The sequence below is a fragment of the Spirosoma luteum DSM 19990 genome (genome assembly GCF_000374065.1).
Classification (GTDB): Bacteria; Bacteroidota; Bacteroidia; order Cytophagales; family Spirosomataceae; genus Spirosoma; species Spirosoma luteum.
The window spans coordinates 64816-87448 of the sequence record NZ_KB893247.1 but is presented as its reverse complement, the minus strand read 5'-3'; the positions used below and the strand labels follow the sequence as shown (position 1 = coordinate 87448).

The 22633-nt window shown below is 53.4% G+C and carries 19 protein-coding genes; 2 read left to right on the top strand and 17 right to left on the bottom strand.

The features are described from left to right. Positions 1–4: 4 nt before the first annotated feature. Positions 5–958 carry an NHL repeat-containing protein gene (locus tag B156_RS0107135; protein WP_018618979.1) on the bottom strand — a complete coding sequence of 318 codons (954 nt, stop codon included), beginning with the start codon at positions 956–958 and terminating at the stop codon, positions 5–7. A 473-nt stretch (positions 959–1431) separates the two neighbouring features. On the opposite strand from B156_RS0107135, the gene B156_RS0107130 reads away from it, so the two are divergent. Continuing rightward, on the top strand, positions 1432–2373 hold the full coding sequence (locus B156_RS0107130) for a cation diffusion facilitator family transporter (RefSeq protein WP_018618978.1): 942 nt from the start codon (positions 1432–1434) through the stop codon (positions 2371–2373). A gap of 43 nt (positions 2374–2416) precedes the next feature. Here the strand turns inward: B156_RS0107130 and B156_RS30210 are convergent, their stop codons facing one another. The 3 genes from B156_RS30210 to B156_RS0107120 are packed head-to-tail and all read right to left on the bottom strand — an operon-like array spanning position 2417 to position 5097. After that, positions 2417–2821: a hypothetical protein gene (locus B156_RS30210; RefSeq protein WP_018618977.1), complete on the bottom strand. Its 405-nt coding sequence runs from the start codon at positions 2819–2821 to the stop codon at positions 2417–2419. Beyond that, positions 2805–3038 (bottom strand): DUF433 domain-containing protein, encoded by a 234-nt coding sequence (locus B156_RS30745; protein ID WP_084757675.1) that lies wholly within the window; start codon positions 3036–3038, stop codon positions 2805–2807. The genes B156_RS30210 and B156_RS30745 overlap by 17 nt, the downstream gene beginning before the upstream one ends. A gap of 40 nt (positions 3039–3078) precedes the next feature. Beyond that, positions 3079–5097, bottom strand: a complete 2019-nt coding sequence (locus B156_RS0107120; protein ID WP_018618976.1) for a tetratricopeptide repeat-containing sensor histidine kinase — start codon at positions 5095–5097, stop codon at positions 3079–3081. Positions 5098–5800: 703 nt separating this feature from the next. Here B156_RS0107120 and B156_RS0107110 point away from each other — a divergent pair. Further along, the gene (locus B156_RS0107110) at positions 5801–6094 is read left to right on the top strand and encodes a putative quinol monooxygenase (protein ID WP_018618974.1); all 294 of its coding nucleotides are present in this window, start codon (positions 5801–5803) and stop codon (positions 6092–6094) included. A 235-nt stretch (positions 6095–6329) separates the two neighbouring features. Here the strand turns inward: B156_RS0107110 and B156_RS0107100 are convergent, their stop codons facing one another. From B156_RS0107100 to B156_RS0107035, 13 genes are all read right to left on the bottom strand, one after another. After that, positions 6330–8771 carry an alpha-L-rhamnosidase-related protein gene (locus B156_RS0107100; protein ID WP_018618972.1) on the bottom strand — a complete coding sequence of 814 codons (2442 nt, stop codon included), beginning with the start codon at positions 8769–8771 and terminating at the stop codon, positions 6330–6332. Between the two features lie 135 nt (positions 8772–8906). After that, the gene (locus B156_RS0107095; protein ID WP_018618971.1) at positions 8907–10568 is read right to left on the bottom strand and encodes a carboxylesterase/lipase family protein; all 1662 of its coding nucleotides are present in this window, start codon (positions 10566–10568) and stop codon (positions 8907–8909) included. A gap of 149 nt (positions 10569–10717) precedes the next feature. Further along, on the bottom strand, positions 10718–11113 hold the full coding sequence (locus tag B156_RS0107090) for a (R)-mandelonitrile lyase (RefSeq protein WP_018618970.1): 396 nt from the start codon (positions 11111–11113) through the stop codon (positions 10718–10720). A gap of 35 nt (positions 11114–11148) precedes the next feature. Further along, a complete protein-coding gene (locus B156_RS0107085) occupies positions 11149–11724 on the bottom strand; it encodes a sugar O-acetyltransferase (RefSeq protein ID WP_018618969.1) in 576 nt (191 codons plus the stop codon). Between the two features lie 102 nt (positions 11725–11826). Further along, positions 11827–12870 carry an NAD(P)-dependent alcohol dehydrogenase gene (locus tag B156_RS0107080; protein ID WP_018618968.1) on the bottom strand — a complete coding sequence of 348 codons (1044 nt, stop codon included), beginning with the start codon at positions 12868–12870 and terminating at the stop codon, positions 11827–11829. Positions 12871–13074: 204 nt separating this feature from the next. Then, on the bottom strand, positions 13075–15312 hold the full coding sequence (locus tag B156_RS0107075) for a xanthine dehydrogenase family protein molybdopterin-binding subunit (protein WP_018618967.1): 2238 nt from the start codon (positions 15310–15312) through the stop codon (positions 13075–13077). 2 nt (positions 15313–15314) lie between these two features. Beyond that, entirely contained in the window at positions 15315–16334 is a 1020-nt protein-coding gene (locus B156_RS0107070; protein WP_018618966.1) for an FAD binding domain-containing protein, read from the bottom strand. Beyond that, positions 16331–16966, bottom strand: coding sequence for a (2Fe-2S)-binding protein (locus B156_RS0107065; protein WP_018618965.1), 636 nt, complete (start codon positions 16964–16966; stop codon positions 16331–16333). The genes B156_RS0107070 and B156_RS0107065 overlap by 4 nt, the downstream gene beginning before the upstream one ends. Positions 16967–17023: 57 nt before the next feature. Further along, complete coding sequence (locus tag B156_RS0107060) at positions 17024–17365, bottom strand: cyclophilin-like fold protein (RefSeq protein ID WP_245563698.1); 342 nt, start codon at positions 17363–17365, stop codon at positions 17024–17026. 376 nt (positions 17366–17741) lie between these two features. Then, positions 17742–18941 (bottom strand): alpha/beta hydrolase, encoded by a 1200-nt coding sequence (locus B156_RS0107050; RefSeq protein WP_018618962.1) that lies wholly within the window; start codon positions 18939–18941, stop codon positions 17742–17744. An 89-nt stretch (positions 18942–19030) separates the two neighbouring features. Then, on the bottom strand, positions 19031–19309 hold the full coding sequence (locus tag B156_RS28870; protein WP_342664401.1) for a cupin domain-containing protein: 279 nt from the start codon (positions 19307–19309) through the stop codon (positions 19031–19033). Between the two features lie 131 nt (positions 19310–19440). After that, a complete protein-coding gene (paoC, locus tag B156_RS0107040) occupies positions 19441–21651 on the bottom strand; it encodes an aldehyde oxidoreductase molybdenum-binding subunit PaoC (RefSeq protein WP_018618960.1) in 2211 nt (736 codons plus the stop codon). A 1-nt stretch (position 21652) separates the two neighbouring features. Continuing rightward, entirely contained in the window at positions 21653–22603 is a 951-nt protein-coding gene (locus B156_RS0107035) for an FAD binding domain-containing protein (protein ID WP_018618959.1), read from the bottom strand. Positions 22604–22633: the final 30 nt, after the last annotated feature.

Sequence of the window (22633 nt, the reverse complement as noted above, 5' to 3'; positions counted from 1 at the left end):
CTACTTAGTATGGAACCATCCGCCCCTGCGCATCATCCACATGCGGGCGGCTAATGTCCAGTCCATCCAGCACCAGTACACCCTGAATGGACGACTGCTTATCCGGATCCTGCTTCCACGACCACACCAGCTTACCCGCCGGGGTGTATTCCAGTATCTGCGTACCACTGGCCCCGTGGTCGGCGCCGTGCCCCTGCCAGTTTGCCACTACCCAGTTTCCATTGGCCAGTACCTGAAAACCAGCGTAAAAATGAGGATTCACGACTGGCGGCCCACTGATGCTATCGACAAAAACACCTTTTTTATCGAACCGCTGAAAATTAGCCGAATAGCCCCCACTAACCAGCGTCTGACCATTACCCAGCCGTTGCGCCTGCCAGGCATGCTGCGCTTTTGCCTGCTTCGTTAGTGTTGCCTGCCACATGATAGAGCCGTCCGGTTTACCTTCAAAAACCCGGTCGTTGGCTGTAATCAGGAACGTACCTTCCGTCGTTTCGCGAATCAGCCGGACGTAATTGAAGTCCGGGTAATTGATGGTTCGCTGTACTGCCTGATTCTGGTCCAGTTCAATCAGAACGATACCCTTTTTCCCCTGCCAGTTCAGGCCAGCCAGCACTGTATGCCCATTGCGTAAACGCCGGGCGGCAACAGTGCCGTCGTAGGTGGTCAGTTCGGCTACTTTGTCGCCCGTTTTAATGGCGCGTTCCTCATAGCCTTTGCCGGTACCCAGCATCACCCGCCCCTGCCCAACCAGTTGCATATCCCTACCCGCCGGAATAGCAATGAAATAGTTTTTTTCAGGATGCGCCAGGTCAATATAATTCAGTTTGGATAGTCCTTCGTCGCGCAACAAAAGCTGTCGGGACGCATACCGATTGTCGGAAGGCTGCGCAACACTATGCTGGCACAGCATCAGGGAAAAGGCAAAAAACAGATAAATGAAGAGGCTATTTCTCATTGGATGAACAATTGATTGAATTGACGTTGCCCCAGGGCGTGTCAGAGTTCCTTTCTTATAATTTTCCATTCGAGTTGACGGCCTGCTGAATGGTGTCAATGTTGCCACTCCCATCCTGCGCCACGGTAAGCGTTATCGATGTAGCAGGCACTAGTATCGCCTGACTTCAGGCATGACTCGTAAAAGCAGTAAGCAACTAGCAAGCAACAGGTAGTTCATTTGATTGACTGGGAACGAGTTCAACACCCTTCCCGAATGAGCGATGAGCCATACGGCCTATTTATCGAGAGAAGCCTAAAGACAATAGAAGTAACAGCAGCCGAAAAATACCCGATTCAGCGGCCCGACTTTTCATAAAACCTCCTCTATACGTTGAGTAATACCCGGTATGCCCGTCTGATCTTATCCCGAAAAAGTCCGTTTATACAGTAAGAAAAGCGGGAATCCTGACCCCAAATGGCTATTATTGCCGTATGGCACATCAACATACTACCGACCATGCGGCCAATGATCACGCCGGGCATAGCCACGGCCCCGTGGTGCTGACCAGCATCAACCGGGCTCTGATTATTGGGGCCGTGCTCAATACGGTCTATGTACTGGTGGAGTTCGGCATGGGGTTTTATTACAACTCACTGGCGCTGGTGGCCGACGCGGGGCACAACCTGAGCGATGTGGCCAGCCTGCTGCTCTCCCTGCTGGCGTTTCGGCTGGCGCGAGTCCGGCAAACCCCAAGTTTTACGTACGGCTACCGAAAGAGTACAGTGCTGGCCTCCCTGACCAATGCCGTTATTCTGCTGATCACCATCGGAGCCATTCTATGGGAGAGCTTCCAGCGGTTCCGTCACCCCGCCCCAGTAGAAGGTGGCGTTGTGGCCTGGGTAGCCGGGTTAGGGCTGATTGTCAATACGATTTCGGCCCTGCTTTTTTTCCGGAATAAAGAACACGACCTCAATGCGAAGGGAGCCTATCTGCACCTGGTAGCCGATGCCCTGGTATCGCTGGGTGTAGTGGTGGCGGGTATCGTTATCAGCTACACCGGCTGGGTCTGGCTCGACCCCGCCATTGGTGTTGTGGTTGCCATTGTCATTATGGGGTCGACCTGGAGTCTGTTGACCGATAGCCTGCGGTTGTCGATGGACGGGGTTCCGGCGGGCATCAATATGGAAGCGGTGCAGACCGACCTGCGGGCAGTTAAGGGCGTTCAGGATGTGCATCACGTACACGTATGGGCTATGAGCACCACCGAAAATGCCCTGACGGCCCACCTCGTCTTGCAGGACGACCTGTCCGGTGATCAGATTAGTTCGCTCAAGCGCGATGCCCGTCACCGACTCGAACACCGCAACATCAGTCACGTCACGCTCGAAACAGAGACGAGCAGGCACGACGACTGCGAATCCGAAGAATGCTGACGATTTTCAGAAGTTCTATCCTTGTTGACTTGAGCCACACAGGTTATATAAATAAAATTTGTTCGGGCGAAAAAACACGCCGAAACTGCTCTCGTTTTTTTCCTTTGCTAAAGCCCTCCAGGCTAATGTGAACGATTTTAAAAAGGGGAGTTGACGAAAACTCCGTCACATATGCCCTTATTTTTGGAGCGAAAAGAGATTGATGCTCCCACAAGAGCGTGGGCGTATCCAGCAAGATAAGGGTAAATAATAGCTTGTCAAGATTCTGCTGAAAGGGTAAATTTTTGTCAGCGGTGATGAAAAACGCAAACGCACCTTCATTTATTTTTTCGCTTAGAACGCCATTTTTAAATCCCTGCCAACCCATATCAACGAGTGTATAGACATCTAACTCAGCCAGCACGGTTTTTAGCCGAACATCAATTTGTTCGTCAAGAAGTAGCTTCATGATTTCTTTTGCGGGGAGGGACCGACACTTGTCTGGCAATATCAGCTAATACCTGATTGACCATTTGGCGGCTGATATGCGGATAACCAAGTAGAAATTCATCTATTGAACTGAATTGCAGGTAATCGAATAAAGCCCGAATCGGCACTCGTGTCCCGTTAAAAACAGGCGTTCCTCCCAGAATATCGGGGTCAGAAGTAATACTAGTTGCTTTCATAGGATTAGCCATCATTATTCAAAGATACCAACTCGCCCGCTTAATTCAGCGCAGGTAGTTGAATCACAAACGTCGTTCCCTCCCCTTCCTGGCTTTCCACCGTCAGGCTTCCACCGTGTCCCTTGGTAATAATGTCATAACTCAATGACAAGCCCAGACCCGTGCCCTCCCCCGTAGGCTTGGTGGTGAAAAAGGGTTGGAATATCTTGGCCTTGACAGCCTCAGGAATACCCGTCCCATTGTCGCTGACTCGGATTTCTACTTTCCCATTGGCCTGAACGGTGCTGACCGTGACGTTAGGTTGGTAGTTATTTAAACCTGTAAGGTCTTGAAGACCTTGCAGGTTTTTGCTCCGTTGCTGCACAGCGTAAAAGGCGTTGTTGTAGAGGTTCAGCAGCACCCGGCCAATCTCCTGGGGTACCACGTTAATCATACCCAAATCAGGCATAAAGTCCGTGACCAGTTCTGCATTAAATTCTTTGTCTTTAGCCTTTAGGCCGTGATAAGCCAGCTTGAAGTATTCATCGGCTAGGGCGTTGAGGTTGGTGGGTTGTTTCTCGCCGGTGGAGCTGCGAGAGTGTTCGAGCATACCCCGTACAATGGCGGAGGCCCGGCTGCCGTGGTGGGTGATCTTTTGCAGGTTCTGCTTTAAATCGACCAGTAGTTCGGCTTCCAGATCGGTATCGCGGTTGGGCTTTTGTTGTTCTTCTTCGAGTTCGGTGACCAACTCGGCACTCACTTCCGAGAAGTTGTTGACGAAGTTCAACGGGTTCTGAATCTCGTGGGCTATGCCTGCTGTTAGCTCGCCCAGGCTGGCCATCTTCTCTTTCTGGACCAGTTGGGTTTGGGTAGCTTTTAGCTCGGCCAGGGATTGTTCTAATTGACTGCTTTTTTGATTGATCTCCTCTTTCTGTCGCTGCAAAACGGTATTGGCTTTCTGTTTCTGGGCATACCCATACACAATGAAGCCCAGTAATGCTGCCAGTAACCCAAACCCAGCCAATAAATACGTCCGTTGCTGGGTCTGGTTTTTGACTTCGGTTTGGGAAAGCTCCAAGGCCGTGGCTTTCAGGGCTTGCTCTCGCTGAGAGAGCGCCAGTTGCTTTTCCTTGTCCTGTTTGGCCGCTCTCTCCTGGAGGTATTGAAGCCGCTGCAAGTCCCGTTCTTTATTGGCCAGCTCGGCGGCCTGGGCCTTGAGAATCAGCGCCTGCGCCTGTTGACTAGTCAACAGGGTTTGTTTTTGGAGTTGGGCAGCGGTGAGTTGCTGCTGAAATTGGAGGGCCGTTTCTTTTTTATCAAAATCATACTGAAGGGTGGCGACGGCAATTTGGTTACTGTTTTGCTGGTTGATGACCAGGTCTTTGGTTTTGATGAAGTCTTGATAATTGGCTAAAGCGGCCTGTGGATCGCCCAGCGCGTCCTGAATCTGGCTCCGGGTTTGATAGGCTCGATATAAGTACCTTAAATCACCCTGTTCTTTTGCCAATACTAGGGCACTGTCGGCATAAGCGCTTGCTTTTTGTAGCGTACTGGTTTTATTGCTTCTTAGTAGCGTCGTTAAGGAAGTAGCGTTGCTGTCAATGGCAATTTTTAAGTACAGTTGACTAAGGTTGTTATAACTTCTTACTAATATGGTTTTATTTCTATTTGCTTTACTTATGTTCAGTCCGTTTTGCAGATAGGTAAGCGCTTGCGAATAGTTAGCCAGGTTAAGATAGCTCTGCCCCACGTTGTCAAAGTTCAATTCCTTAGGTGGACCTTGAAACCCCATGGCTTCATTTAGTTGCAGCGATTTTAGCCGATAGTCCAACGCTTTATCATACTCACCTTGTTCGCTGTATACGTTACCAATATTGTTCAGACTAACCACCACTCCGGTTTTACTGCCTGATTCCTCAGCACCTTTCAGGGCTTTTTCATAGTTAGCTAAAGCCTGGGGATAATTGGCCAGGGATGAGTAAATATTACCCATATAGAGTGTTATAGTACTAGTTGCAAAAATTCCGAATTTATCCTTCCTTTCTTCAGCAATCTTCAAGCCACTCAAGTAAGCCGTCATGGCCTGGGGATACTTGGACTTGTTTTCATATCTAATTCCTAAACCAAGATAGGCAAGAAGCATGCCTCTTTTCCAAGCCAATTGCCGGGCAAGTTCCAGGGCCTGATTGGCGTAGTTGATATCTTCATTTGGACTGTACGGGAATAGGAAGAACCTGGGCTAGTACGGGAATAGGAAAAACTTATCGCATTTAGCAGCAAAACACGGTTAGTATCGGGTTTGGCACGGGGCAGTTCGGCCAATAGCGAATCCAGTCGGGCTTGGCCTGTTTTGGGTTGGGCAATGGCAGGGCCATACGCCAGGGAAAGGAGCAGGCAAATCAGTAAAAGTCGGGGCATGGCGGGGAGGAAAGAAGGAGATATCAGCAAGGTACCCTAATAAAGACAGGAACCTGTCAGGGGAAAGAAACTAATTATAAACGAGTGGGTTTAGACTCGTTTCAGCGGCCTTAAACGCGTCCGCCACCGGCTCGAACACCGCACCATCAGTCCCGTTATGCTCAAAACGGAAACGAGCATGCAGGAAGACTGCGAGTCGGAAGACAGTTAAAAACTGGCCTTCACACCCTGATTGATGGGGTAAAAAGTAGATAGCGCCTGCTGGGCAATCTGTATCAGGCCGGTTCGCGTACTTACCTACTGATAAGTACCATCTGCCTGATGGATTGAGCTTGTCAACATACCCCTTAAAACTCACCTTATTTATGGTTACTGTAGGACTACTGGTACGGCTGGAAGCCAAGTCGGGCAAGGAGCAGGTTGTCGCTGATTTTTTAAAAAGTGCGTTGTCCATGGCGCAGAATGAACCCGCTACCGTTACCTGGTACGCCGTTCAACTGGGACCGTCGACGTTTGGTATTTTTGACACCTTTCCGAATGATGCCGGTCGGCAGGCGCACCTCAACGGACCCATTGCGGCTGCGTTGATGGCTAACGCTGCGGACCTACTGGCGTCGGACCCCGTTATTGAAATGGTCGATATCCTGGCCGCCAAATAAGCCGGAGCTATTCTCGCTCAACAGCACAGTAAAAAGCCGCGTCAACACCCGTTGAACGCGGCTTTTATTAGTAGTCCTGCAGTCACACCACCGAACAGTGCTTATTCCAGCGTTACGTGGCTGATGGCGAAACCGTGCTTTTCATTCAACGGAGTAGTGGAAGTACCCGACCCAATGGAGATTTGCAGGGTTTCCACATCGGCCAGATTCAGTAGCATGAGAGATCGAATAGACCTTACAGCGAAAGGGCATTCTTCCCGGCTTTCAGTACAGAGGTTTTCCCTTTCCAAACAAAACTTCCGGTTGTTTTGGGAGGAAGTGTGATGTCAGCTTTTAGTGCTCCTTTCTCTACCTTGTAAGCAACGGATACCTTCCCGTTCGGATGGGGAATTTCTCCGCTGATGGCGTCAATAGTCCCTAAATGAGGAGTGATTTTTACTTTGGCAAAGCCGGGTGCATCGCTGTCGATGCCCAGGACGGTTCGGAAAAACTCCACGTTGGGGCTCGATCCCCAGGCGTGGCAATCGGAGCGCGACGTGTTCACGTCCGAGGTTTCAGCCCAGGTGGTCAGGCCCGATGCCATATTTTCGCGCCACTTACCCAACCAGTTCAGATAGTCATCGCCCAACCCGGCTTTGGTGAGGGCCTGATGCAGATAAAACTTAAAGTAGATGGAGGCCGGAGTTAGTGCGGTATCGGCCAGCATCGTTTTGGCAATCGCTGTCGCCTGACTGCCCTGGGTCACCCCCGACAGAATAGCCAGTGAATTGGCGTGCTGCGAGTACGTATCTTTCGTTTCGGTATCGGCAAAGAGGTTTTTGGTCGTATTCCAGTATTTACGCTGAATTGTCTTTTTTAGTTGCTCGGCCCGGCTTGTATACTGGCGTCCCAGCTCTTTCAGGCCGAGGTTAGTTTCCAGTTCGGCGGCTAACTGATAGGTCCACAGCAGTTGCATATCCAGTATTGCCGACTCCCCGTTTTTTCCGATAGGGGGCATGCCAAAATCCCAGCCTTTGCCTTGTGTCCAGTCGGTAAATAACCAGTAAGGAACATTCTTCAGCGAGCCATCGGGCTGCTGATAGCGTTCAAAAAACGACATCACCTGCCGGGCACCGGGCAGTTTGTCTTTAATGAACAGGCTGTCGGGCCGGTACTGGTAGTAATCGTGGAGCATGGCTACCCACCAGAGCGAGAACGTCGGTATCTCCTGATGCAAATCGGTTGGGTAGCGGCTCAGGGTAATGCCTTCCGCAAGGCGGGAATGATCCATCAGGGTCAGCCCGTAGCGCAAAAGCCGGTCATCGCCCGCATAGTAGAGCGAGACCAGGCCCTGTATACGGGCATCGCCGATGTACTGTAATTGTTCGTAATACGGGCAATCCATGTAGGTTTCGAAGGCACAGAGCCGGGCGGTTCGCCAGCCAATGTCGAGCATTTTTCCCAACTCGGGGTTTTGACTTTGCAGTTTGGCATTGACGGTAAAGGGGTAACCTGTAAACGTACCGTAGATGTCGTCGATCACGAGCGGTTCGGCTTTGGTGCTCACCACCAGGCGCACGTACCGATAGGTTCGCCACCAGAGCGGGGTATAAACCTGATTGGCCGTACCATCGGACAGGAGAATATCCGCTTTGCCGATAAATATTTTCCCGTCGATTTCGTCCCGGTTTCCTTTGGGCAGTGAGGGTAATCTCGGACCGCTAACGTTTTCATTCTTCCGAATATAGAGCCCTTCCGAGTATCCGATGGATACCCCCGCGCCCAGCCCCCCGCTAAACTGGAGCGTTGGATACGCGTTGGTCAAAAAACCCTGATCCAGCAGGATAGTAGCCGTTGTATTGGCGGGGATGGTCACTTTGGCGGGGGTGGCCGGAAACCCGGCGGGTACGTCGACCCCGGTTGCTTTCCGGGTAGTAGCTAACCGCTGGGTTGTCATTTCCATGGCGGGAAGCGGGGATGGCACCAGCATCCAGCCCGACGAATTAACGGCCGCATCTTTGGTGACACCGGGGCCAATCTGGCGGGCGCTGACCCATTTACTGTCGTCGTACGCTGTTTTCTCCCAGCCTTTCAGGTGCTTGCTCATGTCCAGTAGTTCGGCAGGCCCGGCTACGTAATAGCCCGGAACCCGAACGGCCAGCGGCTGGTAGCTTTCGTCCTTACTGGTTTTCCAGGTATCGTTGGTATTCAGCACTTCCTCGGCGGGGCCGTTGCCCTGAAGGATAAAGGCCGTCAGGAAGGAAATCTGGGCTTCGGGCTTGAACCGACCATCATTCCAGACCACTGCCGCCACCGTATTTTGACCTGCCTGTAGGTAGGGAGCCAAATCCAGCGTTTCGAAATTCCAGAAGTACAGATCACCCCGCGCTGGCCCCTGCGCTACCTGCTTCCCATTCACAACGAGCTTATACCGGTTGTCGCCCGACACGTGAACAACGAATGAAGTCGGTTTACTGCTCAACTCAATGGTTTTCCTGAACTTATAGACCCCGTAGTCTTTAAGCGTGAGATCCGATGAAGCCGTGAACCGATTGATGGGCCGACCGGGGCCGGTAATCCACTGGGCTTTCCAGGGTTTTTGTAAAAGGTCTTCCCGGATGGGCTGTGCCCTTAGCTGGGGAAGTGGTGCCACCAGCGTTATGACGTAGATAAAAAAGATAGATAGCTTTATTCTCATTGGAACAGGTCTGTTAAGGGCATTAGGGGAATTACCCCAACCCCGCTCCTTATGTCAAGGGGAAGGGGTTGGGGTACCTTGGAATAAAATACACAAACAACTGATTATCAGCCAACGGCTACGGCTCATGGCAACCTATAATCGTCCGACAGATCGCCACATGGCCAGTTCCTGACTGAATCGGTTGTTGATCACTTCGCAGGTAGCGTCAATCCGCATGGTTGGCCGGGTAGTAAGGTTATAGGCGGGCCATACCGGTACATCTTTGGCGGCTGGTTTACCCGTGCGGGCGAAGGTTGTCCAGAGTTCAGCAAAGTGGTGCGAGGCCGTAAACCGTTCGGGCCGGTTGCCGCCGAAGAAGCTTTCTTTCGGTGCTGAACCGTCGCGGGGGGGCAGTTCATTATTGAACTTGAACGAAATATCCATGGCGTGGGGCGTTCCCATGGCATAGTCGGTACCGGGAATCTTCTTCTCGGACTTGTAGCCGAAATTGTATAGATAAGCTGGTGCCCCGCCCTGTTTGGTCTTCTTCTCGGCAATATCCACCGAACCCAGGCCCATCATGGTAATGGACGATACGGCAATAAAAATATCCGGTGCCGTAGCATTAGGGTTCGCTTTCCGGTAGATGTCGATAATTTTGGGGGTATCCTCGCCAAATTGCGGTTCCAGTCGTTTGGGTAAGGTCTCAAACGTTAGTTTAGCAAATTCGGTATCCTTACGCTCCCAGGCGAAAAAGGTGAATTCATCTTCATTCCAGCCTACCAGCAGGGGTTTATCGCGGGAGATGGCCGGGGCCGTTGGGTCGAAGGGGTTATGCGGCAGTACCACGCCATCGACCACCGGCGAAAAACCACCCGCTCTCCGTTCCATCAGGGGTTTCCGGTTATTCTTCTCCTGGAATGGCGGAGCAAAGGGTAACTTCGCCTGCATCGCCAGTAAATCTGCCGCCGGTATATCCAGCAGTTTGCGCCAGTCTTTTGGGGCTATGTTCAACTCTCTGAGCAGCATGGCCGTCGTTTCGGCAGCTGTCTCTTTGGAAGCCATCCGAACACCGGGTCCACTCTCGATGGAGGCTTTGTTGAAGTAAGGAGCCGCTGATGGCATGGCGTACAGGCAGGACGTTTTAGCGCCCCCGCCCGATTCACCAAAAATCATGACGTTGGCCGGGTCTCCACCAAAACGGGCAACGTTGTCATGCACCCATTTCAGGCCATCCACAATGTCGAGCATCCCCATATTGCCCGAACCGGCGTACTCAGGTCCGGCAATGTCGTCCAGATACAGAAAGCCCAATAACCCTAAGCGGTGGTTAGTCTGCACAACCACTACGTCGAAATTACGGGCCAGGTTTGACCCATCCTGCCCCCCCGAAGCACCTGAACCAATCACAAAACCACCGCCGTGACTGTAAAACATCACGGGCCGTTTCTTATTGTCGTTAGCCGGTGTCCAGACGTTCAGAAAAAGACAATCCTCAGAAGGGGCGGGTTCGTTCCGACGCGGACTCTGTATGGCTGGTGCGCCAAACTCAAGCGCATCCCGTACACCTGTCCAGGGTTCAAGCGGAGCAGGCCGACGGAACCGCCTGTCGCCCGAAATTCGACCGCCATATGGTATGCCTTTAAACAGGTTTACGCCGTCCTTCCGTGCCCCACGCAGGCGACCGTAGGTGGTGTCTGTGGTAACAAACTCATCGTCCTTGCCAGCCGAAGAAAATCCAGACAGGGGAAGTGAGAAGGCTGCGGTCGTTAATGACAGTTGTGCCAAAAAATCTCTGCGGTCAATCAGGTTCATGGTAGTTTCAGGAATACTAAGGTGAAATCATCGTCTTTTTTTATTAAGAGTAAAAAGACAGAAAATTATTGGAAAAGTCTAATTGTAAATTCTTACCTAGTGATAAGAATTTCTTATTAACCACTGCTTGGTGAAGGTGACGTTTTTAATCACTTCCGGTATTGCTCATCGCTGACTTTCTCCAGCCAGTCAACTACGTTCCCGTTCAGGTTTTCCTGCATGGCGATGTGGGTCATACTGGTAGTGGGCGTGGCCCCGTGCCAATGCTTCTCGTCAGGCTCAAACCAAACCACGTCACCCGGACGAATCTCCTCAATTGGGCCGCCCTCCCGTTGCACCCAGCCACAACCGGCAGTAACAAGCAACGTCTGCCCCAGCGGATGGGTATGCCAGGCCGTTCGCGCACCGGGTTCGAAGGTGACACTCGCTGCGGCAGCCCGTCGGGCGTCATTGGCCGCAAATAAGGGGTCAATGCGCACAACACCACTAAACCAGTCTTCCGGCCCTTTAGCTGAAGGCTGCGAACCAATTCGTGTAATGTCCATAATGACTATCGCTTTGAGACAGAATAGCACCTGACCTACAGATACTTAACAACTTTAGCGGGAACTCCCGCCACTACGGTGTTTGGTGGCACATCGCGGCTCACCACGGCACCGGCGGCAACGACTGAGTTTTCGCCAATGGTGACACCCGGCAAGATGGTGGCTCCCGCGCCAATCCAGGCGTTGCGTTTGATCACAATTGGGCGGGGAATCAGCGTTGTTCGATCCGCCGGGTCCAACGGGTGGTTTTCGGAGGTAAGATTCACTCGTGGCCCAATCTGAACCTCATCTTCAATAGTGATGCCTCCAATATCCAGGAACGAGCAGGCATGGTTGATAAAAATGTTTTTACCCAGCCGGATAAACCGGCCAAAGTTGGTATGGAATGGAGGAAAAATCGTGGTCGACGGGTCGATTCCGATTCCGATAATATCGCTCAGTTGGGTACGTACCTGATCGATGTCGGTAGCCGTTGCGTTCATCTCGACGCACAACCGGATGGTACGCGCTACAACTTCACCAAACTGGCCATACTCCGGGTCATCCTTACGAAGTGGCTCACCAGCTTGCAGGCGCTGGAAAATATCGGTTTGGTCTGAAAGAGCACTCATAGAGTAAAAGAAGGCAGTAACAAAACTAAAAAGAGGGGGTCTGCTCAAACGAACAGGCCCCGTTGATGATGAATGTAATGCGTTACCGGAACCGTCCGGGCACTACAGCGTTGCCATGTCGATCACAAACCGGTAGCGCACATCACCTTTCAGCATCCGTTCGTAGGCCTTTTCAACGTCCTGAATCGGGATGAGTTCAATGTCCGAAACAATGTCGTGTTCAGCGCAAAAATCCAGCATCTCCTGCGTTTCGGGAAGCCCGCCAATACTCGATCCAGCAATGCTTTTCCGGCCGGGAATCAGGCTAAAGGCCCGCAGAGCCGATGGCGTTGGTGGCGCACCCACGCAAATATGCACCCCGTCCGTTTTTAGCAGGGACAGGTACACATTGTAATCGTGCTCGGCAGAAACCGTATCCAGAATAAAATCATAATAGCCTGCTACCGATTCGAGTTGAGCCGGGTCGCTGGTGACTACAAATTTATGGGCACCGAGTTTTTTGGCATCTGCTTCTTTATCAGGCGAGGTGCTCAGAACGGTTACCTCGGCCCCGAAGGCTACGCCAAATTTTACGCCCATGTGCCCCAGGCCACCCAAACCCACAACCGCCAGTTTATGGCCCTTACCCACGCTCCAGTGCCGCAGGGGTGAGTAGGTCGTGATGCCGGCACAGAGCAGGGGAGCCGTAGCGGCCAGGTCCAGCTTGTCGGAAATATGCAGCACAAAATCCTCATGAACTACAATTGTGTTGGAATAGCCACCGTAGGTAGGCGTCTTTTTATCCTGTTCCAGCCCATTGTACGTCTGGGAGTGGCCATTGGTGCAATACTGCTCCAGCCCATGCTGGCAGTTATCGCAAACGCGGCAGGAGTCGACCAGGCAGCCCGTACCGGCCAGATCGCCCACGGCAAACTTACTTACCTCGGTCCCAACCGCCACCACGCGGCCAACAATTTCGTGACCGGGCACCATGGGATACATGCTATTGCCCCACTCGCCCCGAACCTGGTGAATATCGGAATGGCAGACACCACAGTAACGAATATCGAAATGAACATCGTGAGCACCCAGTTCTCGACGTTGGAAATCCCAGGGAGCGAGTCCCGAATCTTCGGTTTGAGCCGCGTATCCTTTTGTTGTAATCATTGTTTGTTTTAGTTAAAAATCTGGCGTAAATGACCTTTAGCCAGCCGTTTTATAAGCGATAAGGCAGGGTTAATGTTTTCCTGCCCGAATCCGACCGGCTGACCTTAATCCAGCTTTACAAGCTGTAAGTAAGGATGCTACCGTGCCAGCAGCGTTTTCCGTTTCGTTGATTGTCTTTATACGCGTGTGTTGATTCAAGCCTTCTTAAACAGTCCGCAACAGCTTGTCGGGGGTAATGGGCAAGTCCCGGACACGCTGGCCCGTGGCGTTGAAAACCGCATTGGCTACCGCACCGGCAAAACCGATCAGCGCAATCTCGCCCATACCTTTGGCACCCATCGGGTTAATGATGGGGTCGGGCTTGTCGATCATAATCGTTTCGATGGCGGGCACGTCGGCGTGAACCGCTACGTGGTAGTCGGCGAGGTTATTGTTCACGAATCGGCCAAAGCGGTGGTCAATGACGGCTTCTTCCGTCAGGGCCATCCCAATGCCCCCCGCAACACCCCCAATCATCTGACTGGCCGCCGTTTTGGGACTGATAATCCGGCCCGAATCGGCCACGCTCACAGCTTTAGACACGCGCACCACACCCGTTAGCGGGTTGACCCGTACCTGCACGAAATGCACCGAAAACGAATACATCGAGTACTTGCCCAGTTCCGGCCCGCCTTTCGAATCCGCACTTTTGTCGACTACTGTCAGATTGTTGGTCCACATTAGCTCGCTGACAACTATTTTTTTTTCCGGTTCCTTTTCAACGAAAAGCACCCCATCGGTCAGCGTCAACTCATCCGCCTGCCGACCCGCCAGGGGACTACCGTCTTTGATAGCTAATTCAACCAATTGATTTTTGATTTTCGTACACGCATCGTACACCGCCGACCCTACCGCCGAAACAATGGCCGAACCACCCTGCGTGGGCGCTTTCGGCAGGGACGTATCGCCGTAGGCCACCTTAATCCTGTTGAGCGGCACACCCAGTACGTTGTGGGCAATCATGGTCAGGGCGGTGCCCGTGCCGGGGCCAATGTCGGTTACGGCGCTCTGTATTGTCAGCGAACCATCGGCGTTAAGCAGGGCGCGGGCCGAAGCCTCCCACCGGAACGCGTTGAACGTTCCGGTGCTCATACCGTAGCCAATGAGCCAATCGCCCTCGCGCTGACTGGCCGGTTGGTTTTGACGTTTGTTCCAGCCAATGGCTTCGGCTCCGCGCTGATAGGCTTCTTTGAGGTTTTTGCTCGAATAAGGTCGGTTATGTTCAGGATCGGTTTCGGTATAGTTGCGCAGACGGAACTCGATGGGGTCGAGCCCCAGCTTGTGGGCCATTTCATCCATCGCCGATTCCAGCGCAAAGGCCCCCGTTGCTTCACCCGGTCCGCGCATCCAGATGGGCACGCTCCGGTCGAGCCGCACGATGCGGTAGCGGGTGCTCACGTTCGGGCATTCGTACATGAACTTGGTCATGTTGACAGTCGCTTCCGTAAAGTCTTCGTAGCTGGCCGTTTCGGCCGTGGCCGCGTGGGCAATCCCGATTAGCTTGCCGTTGGTATCGGCGCCCATATTGATGGTCTGCACCGTATAGGGCCGGTGGCCCACCAGCGTAAACATCTGGTTGCGGGTGACTACCAGCTTCAGCGGGCGTCCAATTTTTTTGGCAATGGCCACCACCGCCGTTTCCTGCGGCCAGGTACGTAGCCCCATACCAAAGCCGCCCCCCATAAATTCGGTATGCACATGGATTTTCTTGGGGTCGATCTTGAAGGCTTCGGCCATCGCGTTTTGCGTAGCATTGACACCCTGCGTTTTGGCGTAGATCATCAGCGAATCTGCTCCGGTCCAGTGGGCCAGAATACCGTGCAGTTCCATCGGGTTGTGCACCTCAACAGGAATCGTGTAGTTGGCTTCCAGCGTAACGGGTGCCGACTGATAACCGTCGGCTTTGCCCCGCAGGTAATCGCTCGAACCAGGCCTTCCGGGGGCAATACCTTCGGCTAAGTGCTTTTCCAGATCAGTCCGGGCCGCCTGTTTGGCATAGGTCGCCTTCACCAGTGAAGCCGCATACGTGGCCCGCTCGTAACTATCAGCCACCACCATCGCAATGGGTTGCCCATCGAACAGAATTTTGGGGGTGTGCAGTATCCGGTATTTCTCTTTTGTATCCGGCTTGGGCGCTGGTCCGTCGGCTTCTCCGCCAACGGGGGCGTCCCAACCCGGAATGGGGGGCATGTTCTGATGCGTAAATACCCCTAGTACGCCCGGTGCGCCCTGCGCTTTTTTGGTATCGATACTGGCGATGGTACCACGGCCAATTTCGCTCCCGACAATGACGCAATAGGCCATGTTGGGCAGCTCAAAATCGGCGAAATATTGGGCTCCGCCGGTTACTTTCATCCGTCCATCGATTCGGTCGATAGGCGGATTTTTCAGGTCTTTTGTCATGATCAGGCGGTTTTAGTGGCTGTTTTCAGCGCGTCGATAATCGAGTTGGGCGCGAGGGTGAGTTTGAAATCATTCTCGCCGTAGCCTTTCGCGCCGTTCATTGCGATCGTGGCAGCCTGTTTAAAATTGGCCTCCGTAGCGGATTTGCCGCGCAAAAACTGCTCGGCTTCGGTCAGCCGCCAGGGCTTGTGCGCTACCCCGCCCATTGCCAGCCGGATGTCCTGGATTACGTCCCGCTTCATATCAACTGCCACGCCTACCGAGATAAGCGCAAAGGCGTATGAGGCCCGGTCGCGTACTTTCAGGTAGTGCGAATTGTCGGCAAACTTGTTAGTTGGAATGTCAACGGACATAATCAGTTCGCCGGGCAGCAGCGTGTTGTCTTTCTGGGGTGTATCGCCGGGGAGCCGGTGGAAATCACTGAACGGAATTTTCCGGTCGCCCTTCGGCCCCGACACGTTTACCGTCGCATCCAGTGCCACGAGTGCAATGCACATGTCACTGGGATGCACAGCGATGCACTTCGTTGAGCCCCCAAAAATGGCGTGCATCCGGTTGTAACCGTCGATAGCCCCGCAGCCCGACGGGCCGTTTGGCTTCCCCTTGTCCGGACCGGCCTGCACGGGGCTGCGCTTGTTGCAGGGCATAGACGTATCGTAAAAATAGGGGCAACGGGTGCGCTGCATCATGTTTCCGCCTACGGTCGCCATGTTACGTAGTTGCGCTGAGGCACCGGCATTGAGGGCCATCGACAGCAACGGAAAGTGTTTTTTCACCAGCTCATGTTCGGCCACGGCTGAATTCTTCGCCATGGCCCCAATCCGCAGACCAGTTGCCGTTTTCTCGATGGTTGCCAGCGGTAGTTTGTTGATGTCGACCAGCCGCTCGGGTACCACGACCTCACGTTTTATCAAATCGATGAGGTTAGTGCCGCCTGCCAGAAAGTACGTGCCGCTTTCCTGAGAAAGGGCCGAAACGGCGGCTTTGGGGGTTGTCACCCGCGTATATTGAAATGGATTCATACCCTGGCCCCTCCTTGTTTTACGTCCATAATCGCATCCACAATATTGGCGTAGGCGCCACAGCGGCAGATGTTCCCGCTCATATATTCCCGAATCTCGTCGGGGTTGTTGGCATGTCCTTCCCGGATACAGGCTACAGCCGACATGATCTGGCCGGGCGTGCAGTACCCGCACTGGAAGCCGTCGTGTTTAATGAAGGCTTCCTGCATGGGGTGCATCTGATCCACGCTGCCCAGCCCTTCAATCGTCGTCACTTTACAGCCTTCGGTGGTCATGGCCAATGTGAGACAGGAATTGACTCGTTGACCATCGACGTGTACGGTACAGGCCCCGCATTGACCGTGGTCGCACCCTTTTTTAGTACCCGTCAAGTGAAGTTGCTCGCGCAGGAGGTCGAGCAACGTTACGCGTGGCTCAATGGAGAGTTTTTGCATCGTACCGTTTATGTCGACCTGAAGCGGCAGCTGCTCAATAGCAGCGGCCAGTTTTTCGTCCAGGCCGTTGTGGATGGCGGCATTGGCAGCTGCTGGCGTTAGGGCCAGAGCTGCCAATGCCGATGACTGCTTTAAAAAGTTTCGTCGGGATGAATCGGATGAGTCTAACTCATCACCGAAATGTTCATGCTGGTTCATAAAGCGAGTTTTAGTAACGTTCAGATACGCGTATGGATGGTAATAAAACCGTAAGGATTACTCTAGGGCAAACGTGACCATCACGTTTCCAGAACCCAGGGCGGCAGCAAGCCCCGTCGGGTTGTCGATTCGCCCCATTCTGGTATAACTGTAGGGAGTGGAAAACGATTTGTAAAAGAGCACCAGGGTATTAGCTCCGTACAGCATCAAATCGCCGTTTTGAATGGCGCCGGGATTCGATGCCTTAACGGGTAGGTTGTCAGGTAAATCAGCGTACTTCTCATTGCCGTTCAGTTCGGTCATCGTCACGGTCATGGGCAACCGTGCTTTGAATGCAGTGGCTGTAGCATTATCATACAGCGTGGCTGTGAACGTACGGGTTCCAACCTTAATTCTCATTTGACTTTCGTTTAAATTAGGCGTACTATTCCCCTTAGTGATGTCCGCTGCGGAGTTTACCAACATAGCCTCATTTTTATCGCGGGACGCTAAGCTGGTGAACAACGAAGAAAGGATGAAACCGATGACAAATGAATAGTTCATGGTATTTATCTTTTAACAGACTTCCTTATCCAGCACATTTTTCCGGTCATTATTAACTCCTTTGGATTTGAGCAACTGGATTTGCGGGCAAACAAGACCGCGCTTATTTTTTCAGCGAAGCCATGTCAATGACGAAGCGATATTTGACACCACGGTTCAAAGGCGCTTCGGCTGCTTCTGTGCCGAACGCTTTACTATTTTTTACGTCTATCATGTCAAAAAATAACCCGTATTAACCCTTGTAAAAAACAGTGTTGAAGAAGGCCTGCATTTGAGCTGCGTAGGGTACACCGTACCGGGCAAATGTTGCTCTTGTGGCTGCGTCTGGCTTCCAATCAAAAAAGGCGTGCCCGGCACCGTCCACCTGACTGTATTGAACGGGTTGTCCGGCCGCTTTCAGCACATCTACATACCGCTGCACCACGTCATGGGTGACGAGTGCATCTGCGGTGCCACGCACAATGAAGTGCGGAAGAACACGGTCGCGAACGTTGGCAACATGCTTTATGGGAGAGATGGCATCCCAATACCCCTGGTCTGTTTGCTCCACAAACATTTTGAAGTCAGCCGCATCGGACGGCCCATAACTGGGTGCCACAGCCTTGATCGCCCTGGTAATCTCATTCTTTACGTCGACAATTGATTTTCCTTTCGGCAGGTAGCTTGGCATATACTGGTAAACTCCACTCGTTATACCAAAACCACCGTCGCCAATAAGTGGACTAAGGGTTGCCGCTGCTTCAGCTAAATGACCACCGGCACTGTCGCCCGTAACCGCAATGCGGGTTGGATCGCCACCGTACTGTGCAGCATGTTCCTGGATATGCGCTATAGCCCCAAAAACATCATCAATCAATTGATGCATGTGAGTAGGCTTTGTTTCTCCATCCAGCTTGTTAATCCACCGGTAGTCAATACTGAATACGACATAGCGGCCACCTTTCACCAGTTCACGCGCCAGGCTCCGCATGATGTCTTCATTGTTGGAAGACCAACCGCCACCATGAATAATGATGATACACGGAAGATTTTTGGCCTCTTTCGGTGAGAAGACATCGTACTTCAGGGGCTTGATTCCTGGCTTGGCATAAACGATGTCCTGCGTTACATTGATGTTCTCCACCAGTGAACCGGGAACAAATGTTGCCCCGACAGCCATGTCTTTTGTCACGGCAATTTTCGTGGTAGGCGAAAAGCTCTCGTAGCTTGTCGTTCCCCACATGCCTCCCTTTACGGTGTAGTAAACCGCATCCAAACTAAAACCGGATGCTGGCTTTGCTTTAACGGTTAGTATGGTGCCCGCCGGTAGTTTACCGTCTTCCGGAATGGTGGGCGTAATTGTATAAGAACCGTTTTCGGCCGGAACAAGCGTTACGGTATATGTTTCAACCGGCTGTGCTTTTGAAAAAGTGATTTTGGCAATTGCATTCATAGTAGTAACCAGTGATATGATTACTGAGGCTACCAGTAGTATCAGTAGTTTACAAGTTGATTTAGTCATCTGCTTCATGGCTTTTTGCTTTAATTATCTTTGGTGTATTCTCCATCCGAAACCGGGTGCAGCCATTTCACAATTCCTTTTTCCGTAATGGGCAGGATATAGATTTGCTGCATACCGGTATCAGGACTGGCACCGTGCCAGTGCATGACGTTGGGCGGGCACTTTACTACATCGCCTTTCCTGATCGTTTGACGGGGCTGGCCTTTTATCTGGTGGTAGCCCACGCCATCGGTAATGAGCAGCATTTGTCCGGCCGGATGAATGTGCCATCGGTCCGCCGAAGCGGTTGCTTCGGGCACCCGGCTCGAAAGAGACGTTGCCCACCAGCGTATTGTACGTACGGGTTGACAAGTGCCTGGCTGCCGCTTCGCCCATACCACTGCTTGCCCCTGTAATGACGATCACCTTCCCTTTACTATTATTTTTCATATCACCCATTGATGCTGAGTTTACCAATCAGCTTATCGAGAGTAATGGGGTATTCGCGAACCCTAATCCCTGTGGCGTTATAAACAGCGTTGGCAACCGCGGCCGCTACGCCAACGATACCCAGTTCACCAATACCTTTGGCCTTCATGGGCGACATGGTCGGGTCGAGGTCTTCGAGCAGTACGACTTCCTGATGCGGAATGTCAGCATGAACGGGCACTTCATAGCCTGCCAGGTCGTGGTTGACAAAGAAACCAACCTGTTTATCCACCACCAGTTCTTCCATCAGGGCCGCGCCCACGCCCATTGTCATGGCACCGATGACCTGACTGCGGGCGGCTTTGGGATTCAGAATACGCCCGGCATGGCAAACCGCCAGCATTCGTCGGACCCGGATCTCCCCGGTATAGCTGTTTACGCCCACTTCCACGAAATGAGCCCCGAAGGCATCCTGCGCATACTCCCTGGAAAGGGTTCCGTAGGTCATTTCATCCTGGACAACCAGCTCGGTGGCTTTAGCTGCGTCGCCCAGCGGATAGCTGCGGTTACCCCCGCGTACCTGTCCACCCACAAACTCGGCTTCCTCGAGGCTAACGCCCAGTGAATTGGCCACCGCTTCACGCAGTTTGACGCAGGCGGCATATACGCCCGATGTAGCGGAGGCCGCTCCCCACTGTCCACCCGAGCCGGGTGATTCGGGAAACGTTGAATCGCCCAGTTTGACGACCACTTTATCTAGGCTAATGCCCATCATCTCGGCCGCCGTTTGCCCGATAATGGTGTAACTACCCGTTCCAATATCGGTCATATCGGTCTCGACCGTCACGATGCCTTCCCGGCTCAACCGAACGCGGGCGGCCGACTTCAGGATGGGTGCCCCCCGGATGGCCGATGCCACGCCCATCCCGATCAGCCATTGACCCTCTCGAACGGTGCCGGGTTTAGCTTGCCGCTTGTTCCAGCCAAATTGCTTGGCCCCGGTTTGCAGACACTCGACCAGTTTGCGGGATGAAAATTTACGGCCGGGTTTTCCGGGGTCTTCCTGCGTATCGTTTTTAATACGGAAGGCCACGGGGTCCATGGTCAGTTTTTCGGCCAGCTCATCCATGGCGATTTCCAGCGCCATCATCCCTGTGGCTTCCCCCGGTGCCCGCATGGCACTTCCTTCGGCCAGATCGAGAACGGCTAACCGGAGTTGGGTAAACCGATTGGCGCCCGCGTACAGCAGCCGGGTCGCTGCGGTGGCCGTTTCGGATATTCCGCCGGGCAAATTACCTGACCAGCTTTCGTGCCCGATAGCGGTGATGGTTCCGTCGGGAGTGGCCCCAATGCGGATGCGCTGGATCGTGGCGGGACGGTGGGTCGTGTTATTGGCAATCAGCGGCCGGGGCAGGGTTACTTTTACCGGTCGACCCGCGGCCCGTGCCGCCAGGGCAGCCGCGATAATGTCGGACAGGACGGTACCTTTCCCGCCGAAGCCGCCACCAATAAAGGCCGATATGAGCCGGATATTCTCTTTCGGGATACCCAGCACCGTAGCTATGTCCCGAACGCCCCAATTGATCTGTTGAATGGATGCCCAGCACGTCAGCTTATCCCCGTCCCATTTGGCAATGGTTGCGTGAGGCTCCATCATGGCATGGGTCTGGTCGGGGGTGGTGTAGGTTTCGTCCAGCTTGACCGGGGCCGACGCAAAGGCTCCCTCAAAATTCCCCACGTTCGTTGTCGGGGGTGGACTAAACTGACCCTGCTTGATAAGGGGTGCCGAGTCTTTGGCGGCTGCCAGATCGAACGCTCCTTTGGTTTTTGTGTAGCTTATTTTCAGGAGTGAAGCCGCAGCGCGGGCCTGCTCGAAGGTCTCGGCCACCACCACGGCGACCGCCTGGTGGTAATGGTCGATGTCTGGCCCGGCCAGCAGCCGGTCGACGTAGAACTGACCCGTCTTGAGCGGCCCGGCACTGGCCGCCGTTACGATGGCTAGTACACCGGGCGCGGCTTTTGCTTTCGTCTGGTCGATGGCCTTTATGCGGCCTTTGGCAATGCCCGCACCCACAACGTATCCATAAGCGGGATTCGTAACTTCGTCATTGTGTTCGTAGGCGTATGTAGCCGTTCCCGTTGTTTTCAGCGGGCCTTCGATGCGGTCGGTTGGTTTCCCAATGACCTTGAGCTGGTCGATTGGGTTGGTTCCGGCAGGCGTTTCAAATTTCATGTCAGTGCTTGGCTTCGTTTAAAACGGCCGCCAGGGTTCGTTCAACCAGGGCTAGCTTAAACTCGTTTTCTTTGGTGGGTCGGGCTCCTTTCAGGAGTTGAGCGGTAAATGCCTTCGCCCCGGATGGCAGCAGTGGTTCGGCCGACTCAATCCGCCAGGGTCGGGGGGCTATCCCCCCAACAGCTACCCGGCCTGTGCCATCTTTCTTGAGAATAGCCCCTACTGAGACCAGGGCAAAGGCGTAAGAGCTACGGTCGCGCACCTTGTGGTAGATATGTACCCCACCCACGGGTGGCGGCAGGACGACAGTGGTAATCAGTTCGTTTTTCTCCAGTGTCGTTTCCAGGTGCGGAGTCTGGCCCGGCAGGCGGTAAAGCTGGTCCAGCGAAAGGGTTCGTTTGGCCCCGTTGGCTTTTACCGTTTCAACCGTCGCATCGAGGGCGCGCATAGCCACGGCCATGTCGCCCGGATAGGTAGCGATGCACGAAGTACTGGTACCGATGATGCCCAGTTGCCGACTAAATCCGGCAATGGCCGCGCACCCGCTGCCGGGCACGCGCTTGTTACAAAGCTGGTTGGTATCGTAAAAATAGGGGCAGCGTGTACGTTGCAGCAGGTTACCGGCCGTAGTAGCCTTGTTGCGCAACTGCCCCGATGCGCCCGCCAGCAGCGCCCTGGCCAGCAGCCCGTAATCCCGGCGTACGATGGGGTGAGCCGCCAGATTCGTATTGCTCACCAGGGCGCCGATGCGCAGACCGCCAGTTGGGGTTGATTCGATCTTGTTGAGGCCAATTTTACCAATATCGATGATATGCTGTGGGGCTTCGATTTCCAGCTTCATCAAATCGAGCAGGTTGGTACCCCCGGCTAGGAATTTAGCCCCCGGCGTTCGGGCCGAGGCAGCCGCGGCTTCGGCGGGTGTGCTTGCCCGCTCGTAGGTGAAAGTTTTCATAAGCCTTTGTTGATTTAGGGCTGGCTACGG